At 68.3% G+C, this 6,831-nt stretch carries 5 protein-coding genes; 3 read left to right on the top strand and 2 right to left on the bottom strand.

Features of this window, described 5'->3' with window-relative positions:
• Nucleotides 1-469: Gfo/Idh/MocA family oxidoreductase (locus tag HOP12_04630; protein ID NOT33439.1), on the bottom strand; the 469-nt coding region annotated here is incomplete at its 3' end.
• A 205-nt stretch (nt 470-674) separates the two neighbouring features.
• On the opposite strand from HOP12_04630, the gene HOP12_04625 reads away from it, so the two are divergent.
• Together HOP12_04625 and HOP12_04620 are read left to right on the top strand one after the other, a co-directional pair.
• Entirely contained in the window at nt 675-1,793 is a 1,119-nt protein-coding gene (locus HOP12_04625; protein NOT33438.1) for an aminopeptidase, read from the top strand.
• Between the two features lie 7 nt (nt 1,794-1,800).
• Nucleotides 1,801-3,366, top strand: a complete 1,566-nt coding sequence (locus tag HOP12_04620; protein NOT33437.1) for a hypothetical protein — start codon at nt 1,801-1,803, stop codon at nt 3,364-3,366.
• Here HOP12_04620 and HOP12_04615 read toward each other — a convergent pair.
• A complete protein-coding gene (locus HOP12_04615) occupies nt 3,363-5,033 on the bottom strand; it encodes a family 43 glycosylhydrolase (GenBank protein ID NOT33436.1) in 1,671 nt (556 codons plus the stop codon). The two genes, HOP12_04620 and HOP12_04615, sit on opposite strands and share 4 nt — an antisense overlap.
• Before the next feature lie 178 nt (nt 5,034-5,211).
• Here HOP12_04615 and HOP12_04610 point away from each other — a divergent pair.
• On the top strand, nt 5,212-6,831 hold a 1,620-nt coding region (locus HOP12_04610; GenBank protein ID NOT33435.1), incomplete at its 3' end, for an ABC-F family ATP-binding cassette domain-containing protein.

The raw sequence follows: 6,831 nt of genomic DNA, 5'->3' as shown, positions 1-6,831 counted from the left end.
GCGGATAGCGACCCAGGATCTCGGCGCGGCGCGGCGTGCCGATGCCGCCGGCGCGTACGATCTCGACCGCCGCGGCGCGCGCGGGGAAGAATCGGAACTCGTGATTGATCGCCGCCACGCGCCCCGCCGCACGTGCCGCATCGCGCATCTCGATCGCCTGGAAGCGATGCAGCGCGGTCGGCTTCTCGCACAGCACGTGACGTCCGGCCGCGAGTGCCGACAGCATCATCGGATGATGCAGGTCGACCGGCGTCACGATGCTGACCAGATCGGCTTCCACTTCGGCGATCAGCTGTCGCCAGTCGCCCGAGGCATTCACGATCCCCAGCTCGTCGGCCACCCGCCGCGCCTTCGCCGCGTCGCTTCCCGCGATGCCGACCACCTCGAAGCCTGCATGGCGTTGAAATCCGACCGCCTGCACCAGGCGCGCGAACGATGCGCCCAGAAGGATCACGCGAATCTTCGACATCCGTCCTCCGATCGATCGTCCGCCGCGCGGGCGGTGCGTGCGCAGTGAAGCGGCCCGAGCCCCGGCGTGCAAGCCACGCGTGGGCGACACCCGACCGCATGCGCCCGCCACGCGGCCCGCGGCGCAATTGGTGTGCTAGTCTGCGCGCTCGTTTCGCAGTCCGCGTCCAGTGTGACCCGCATTTCCGCCCGTTCGGAGACACTCCATGCGCGATCCCCGCGGCGCCCGATTGGCGCAGGTCATCGTTCGTCACTCGACGCAGCTGAAACCCGGCGAAGCGGTGCTGATCGAGGCGTTCGATGCTCCCGACGCGATGGTGCTCGACTTGATCGAGGCGACCTACGCGGCCGGCGCGCTGCCGATCGTCTCGTTGCGCCGCAACGAGGTCACCCGCTCGCAGCTGCGCGGTGCCACCGTTCCGTTTCTCGAGCGCCAGGCCGCGATCGAACGCTTCACCATTGAGCAGGTGCAGGCGTACGTCGGCCTGCGCGGCACCCTGAACATCTCCGAGCTCTCGGACGTTCCGGGCGATCGCATGGCGCGCTATCAGGACATCGTGGCGCGGCCGGTCCATCTCGACTACCGCGTCAATCACACCCGCTGGGTGGTGCTGCGGTGGCCGAGCCCCTCGATGGCGCAGCAGGCGTCGATGAGCACCGAGGCATTCGAGGACTTCTACTTCCAGGTCTGCACGCTCGACTACGCGAAGATGTCGGCGGCGATGGATCCGCTCGAGCAGCTCATGGTGCGGACCGACCGCGTGCACCTCAAAGGTCCCGGCACCGACCTGCGCTTCAGCATCAAGGGGATCGGCGCGGTCAAGTGCGAAGGCCGCCGTAATCTTCCCGACGGCGAGTGCTTTACGGCGCCGGTGCGCGACTCGGTCGAGGGCACGATTCGATACAACACTCCCTCGCTCTATCTGGGAACCACCTACGAGCACATCGAGTTCACGTTCGAGGGCGGTCGCATCGTGAAGGCGACCGGCACGCCGCAGCCCGCGCTCGATCAGTTGCTCGATACCGACGAGGGCTCGCGCTACATCGGTGAGTTCTCGCTCGGCTTCAATCCTTACATCCATCGTCCGATGAAGGACACGCTGTTCGACGAGAAGATCACCGGCTCGTTGCACTTCACGCCCGGTCAGGCCTACGGAATCGCCGACAACGGCAATCGCTCGAATGTTCACTGGGACCTGGTGCTGATTCAGACTCCGGAGTACGGCGGCGGCGAGGTGTGGTTCGACGGCACCTGCATCCGACGCGACGGACGATTCCTCGTGCCCGAACTCGAAGCGCTCAACCCGGAGCGGTTGAGAGACTGAGGCACCCGTGAGCCGCCGCCCGTTTCCCCGCACGACGCCGCCGTCGCGGCTCGAACCGGTGCTCGCATCGGTGGTCGCTGCCGTACTCGCAATGCTCTGGGCGCCGCGCGCCGCGCGCTTCACGACCGACAGCGAGTCGTACCTCGACGTGGCGGCGAACCTGCGAGCCGGACTCGGACTGGTGCAGCAGGTGGTCGACTTCTGGCGGCCGCAGCTCCCCGATCCACTCGGCATGTGGCCACCTCTCTACCCCGGCACGCTGGCCGCGTTCGCCGCGTTCGGAGTCCCCCTCGAACGTGCCGCCACACTGGTGCCGGGGCTCGCGTTCGTCGCCTTTGCGGCGCTCTTCCACGCCTTCGCGTTGCGCGTCACGACGCGACCGGCCGCGCGGATCGCGACCGCGATCACGCTGCTCTCGCCCGCACTCGGACGCGCCTCGGGCATGGCATGGAGCGAGTGGCCATTCCTGATGTGGATCGGCGCGTCGTGCCTGATGCTCGAACTTGCGCTGGGCGACGGCCGCGGTCGACACGATGCGAGGCGGCGACTGTGGCTGGCGGTGATCGCGGGAGCATTCGCCGGGTTCGCATGCCTCACGCGCTACCTGGGCGGCGCGCTGGTCGTCTCGGCCGCACTCGTGCTGCTGATCAGCAGCGCGCCGCGCGCACGCCTCGCAGGCTTCCTGGCGCCCGCACTCGGGCTGCCGGGGCTCTGGGCGATCTGGAATCTTCGCCACTTCGGCCGCCCATTTGGCCCCGCTCTGCCGCGCGCCCACGAGACGATGCTCGAAGTCTGCGGGCAGTTCGCGTCGGCGATGCGCTGGACCCTGCTGCCGGCGCCGATGCCGCCGCACACGCTGCTGGCGGTGGTGGCGCTGGCGGGAATCGCCGCGCTGCTGGTGACGAGTCTGGTGCTCGGCCGTTCACGGGCGATCGCCGGGGCGTTCGCGCTGTGCTTCGCCGCATCCCTCGTGGCGGCGCGTTCCGGCGCGAGCGTGAATCCGATCGGTGAGCGTTACGTGCTGCCGCTGATTCCGTTCGTGTGGCTCGCGGCCGCGAGCACGCTCGCGTGGCTGGCGGCGCGGCTGCGTGCGGGTGCGGCGCTCGCCACCGTGCTCGCGGTGGTGTTGCCGTGCGCGGCGGGAGTTCAGACGATTCGCGAGCTGCGCGCACGGCCGACGCCGGCACTCGAACCGCGCGCGCGCGCGGCATTGCACGACGAGCTGCGAGCGCTGCTCGGCGACGGACGGGGGCCGGTCCTGTCCGATGCCGCCCACTCGGTGCGGCCCGCAACCGGGCGCGCCGCGATCGAAGTGCCGGAGGCGGGCTTTCGACTGCGCCCCTTCCTCGAGGTCGATGAGTTGCGCTGGCGTGGCCGCGGTGTGCGCGAGGCGGTGTTCTCGAATGCGAGCTGGCGCGGAGACGGCGACGGGCTGGCGCTCGCGCTCGCGACCGCGCGACACGGCGCATGGCTCGCGCAGCGCATCGCTCCCGGAAGTCCCTCTCGCTGGACCGTGATCGACTCGAGTGCGCACTTCGTGCACTTCGCGCTCGACTCGGCGGCAGCGAACTAGCGCGTGACCAAGACCTTGGACCAGCGCTGACCCTGCGGCGTCACGAGGCGTACGAAGCGCACGCCTGGCCGCGCCCCGGCGATCGCTGCGGCCGCACCGTCCCACGGCACCAGGCTCGCTCCGCGCGGGAACGCACGATCGGCGAGCACTCCGAGTCGCCGCCCCTGAACGTCGAAGATCTCGAGTCGTCCATGGGTTGGAACGTCGGATTGCACCAGCAGCACCGGGCCGTTGGCAGTCGGCGAGTTCTGCAGGGTCCGCAGCGAGAGCGACTCGTGGTCGTCGACGCGCAGCGCGGGATCGATCACTTCGCCGGGATCGCCCGAGCCGCTGCAGCCGCCGATCGGCGTCACCACCAGCACGGAAGTGATCGCGGTGCCGTCGAGCGTCAGAATCCTCACCTCGCTGTTGGTCGAGTCGGCGTCGTCGGCATCGTGATAGCGCCGCGCGATCCACGGGAAGGTCACGAGCGAATCGTCCACGAAGACGCTGTCGGGCAACCCGAGTTCGTAGGCGCTCAGCACGTCGTCGGGCGGCCCCCCGTCGACCTCGGCGCCGTACAACTTCACCCACCGGCCACCGAACGAGTTGATCGAACGCAGCTCGACCGTGACCGGAGAACCGATCTCGACCGAGTCGGGCGCCCAGCTCAGCGACTTCACGTGGAAGAAGTCGGGCTGCACGACGCCGAACGTCCCGTCGAGCTTCCAGACCATGCGTCGAATGTCGACTCGGTCGAAGTTGACGAAGCAGAAGTAGTCGTTCGAGCCGTCGCGCATGAACTCGGAGGCGAACCAGAAGCTGGTCGAAAACCCCAGCGTGTTCGCGAGCGCCCCGTGATAGGTCCAGCCCGACGGATCCGCGAGCGGATCGAGCCCGGTCGACCACGCGATCGGTTCCGAGCCGTTGGTGCTGAACATCAGATACCAGGTGCCGTCGTGCTCGAATAGATGCGGTGACTCCGCGAGCTCGCGATTGGTGGTGGTGTGGTAGGTCTCCCACAGAGGGCCGATGTCCGACCAGTTCTCGAAGTCGTTGAAGCTCTGGGCGACGTCCACGACGTAACGGTTCGGGTCGCTGGCCGGCACGGTGCTCTGGTACATCAGCCAGCGGCCGGGGGTCGAGGGATCCGGCATCACGAATGGATCGCGCAGATTCCCCGCCGCGGCGGCGAGCGGATTGCAGAGACTCCAGGGCACGTCACCGCACTCGTAGATCGGCGCATCCACCCGGTTCCACTCGTACAGATCGCTCGAGACCGCGAGTCCGGTGCGCTGGTGGAACGAGTACACGCCGGGTTGCTCGGTGACGCCGGTGTAGAACATGTAGTAGAGGCCGCCGACCTCGATCACGTGCGGCGCCCACACCCGGTGGTTGTCCCACTCGGTCGGCCGGATCGGCAGCACGCTGTCCTCGTTCGCCCACGTGAACAGGTCGTAAGAGGTGGCGTGCCCGATCGCATTCTCGGTCAGCCCGTTCGGGTCGTTGATGTTCGTCCGGGTGTAGAAGATGTGATACAACCCGTTGCGCTTGAGGATGCTGAAGTCCTTGGCGCGCCACGGGCGCGGAGGGATCATCCAGCCGGCGCTCGCGGTCTCGACCACCGCCGGAAGCGCGAACGCGAGCATCGCCAGGACGAGCACGGCGCGTGCGGAGACGCGTGGCAACCTGAATCTCGGCATCCAAGAGCGGGCAAGCAGCAGAGGCAAGGCGTTCGCTCCGAAGCATTCGCGCCTGACGGCGCGTCGGGGGGGTCGTTCGAGCCGACGATGCGGGCTCCGATTATCCGGCCCCGCCGGGCGCCCGTCAACGTTCGAGACGCGCCCCGACCCCATCCGAGCGACCATGATCCAACTGCAGGGCATTCGCTATTCGATCGGGCAGCGTGCGCTGTTCGAGGATCTCGACTGGGTGATCGCCCCCGGCGACCGCGTGGCGCTGGTCGGGCCGAACGGCGCCGGCAAGACGACCCTGCTGCGCGTCATCCTTGGCGAGCTCGCGCCCGAGGTCGGCTCGCGCGTTCTCGCGCGTGGTACGCGGCTCGGCTACCTGCCACAGGAGGCAGCGGAGCGCTTCGACGGCACGGTGCTCGATCGTGCTCTCGAGGCCTATCGCCATCTGCTCGAGATGCGCGAAGAACTCGACGCGCTGCACCAGCGCCTCGGCGAGATCGCTCAGGACGACGAGCATCTTTCGGCGCTGCTCGAGCGCGCGGGCGAACTCCAGCATCACCTCGACCTTCACGACGAACACACCATGGTGCCCGAAGCGCGCCGCGTGCTGAGCGGACTCGGCTTCTCGGTCGCCGATCAGGACCGGCCGCTGACCGAGTTCTCGGGCGGATGGCGTATGCGGACCGCACTGGCGGCGCTGCTGCTCACCGATCCGACCGTCCTGTTCCTGGACGAGCCCACCAATCACCTCGATCTGCCGGCGATGGAATGGCTCGAGGACTACCTCGAGACGTTTCGCGGCGGGCTCGTCGTGGTCTCGCACGACCGCGTGTTCCTCGACCGCGTGGCGACCGAGGTGCGCGAACTCGACAACGCGACGCTCGAGACCTATGCGATGAAGTTCACCGCCTACCTGGAGGAACGCGAGACGCGTCGTGAACGCGTGGCGGCGCACAACGCGCAGCTCAATCAGAAAATCGCGCAGCTCAATCGGTTCGTCGAGCGCTTCGGCGCCAAGAACACCAAGGCGGCGCAGGCGCAGAGCAAGCGCAAGCAGATCGCTCGACTCAAGCAGCAGCACGTCGTGCTGCCGCGACGGCCGAAACACATTTCGTTCTCGTTTCCCCCGCCGCCGCACGCCGGCCGCACGCTCGTCAAGCTGCGGGATGCGTCGTTTTCGTACTCGCCGCAGCACGAGATCCTCCGCCAGGCGACGCTCGAGATCGCGCCCGGCGACAAGATCGCAATCGTGGGCGCCAACGGCGCCGGCAAGACGACGTTGCTGCGCATGATCGCAGGCCAGCTCGCCCCCGTCTCCGGTGTGCGAGAGGTGTCGCAGCACGCGTCGATGGCGTACTTCGCACAGCACGCGGCCGAAACGCTCGAACCCGAAGCCACCATCCTGGGCGCGCTCGAGGCGACCGCGCCTGCGGCGTGGCGGCCGCGACTGCGCTCTCTGCTGGGCAACTTCCTGTTCTCGGGCGATGACGCGTTCAAGTTGTGCCGCGTGCTGTCCGGCGGCGAGCGTCAACGCGTGGCGCTCGCGCGCCTGCTGATGACGCCCGCGAACCTGCTGCTGCTCGACGAGCCGACGCACCATCTCGACCTGGCGGGCAAGGAAGTGCTCGAGTCGGCGCTCGAACAGTTTCCGGGTGCCGTGATCGTCGTCACCCACGACCGCTCACTGATGGCGCGGCTTGCGACCCGGGTGCTCGAAGTGGACGGCGGTCGCGTGCGCCTCTATGCGGGCGGCTACGACGACTGGGAGTCGGCGCGTCTCGCGCGCATCGTG

It is taken from the genome of Candidatus Eisenbacteria bacterium (assembly GCA_013140805.1).
In the GTDB taxonomy this organism is placed as follows: domain Bacteria; phylum Eisenbacteria; class RBG-16-71-46; order RBG-16-71-46; family RBG-16-71-46; genus JABFRW01.
The sequence above is the reverse complement of the archived record's forward strand: the minus strand, read 5'-3'. Positions and strand labels throughout refer to the sequence as shown.

Excerpts from the sequence above, each read along its gene's own strand:
- HOP12_04625 (NOT33438.1), top strand. The coding sequence starts at position 675 with ATGCGCGATCCCCGCGGCGCCCGATTGGCGCAGGTCATCGTTCGTCAC.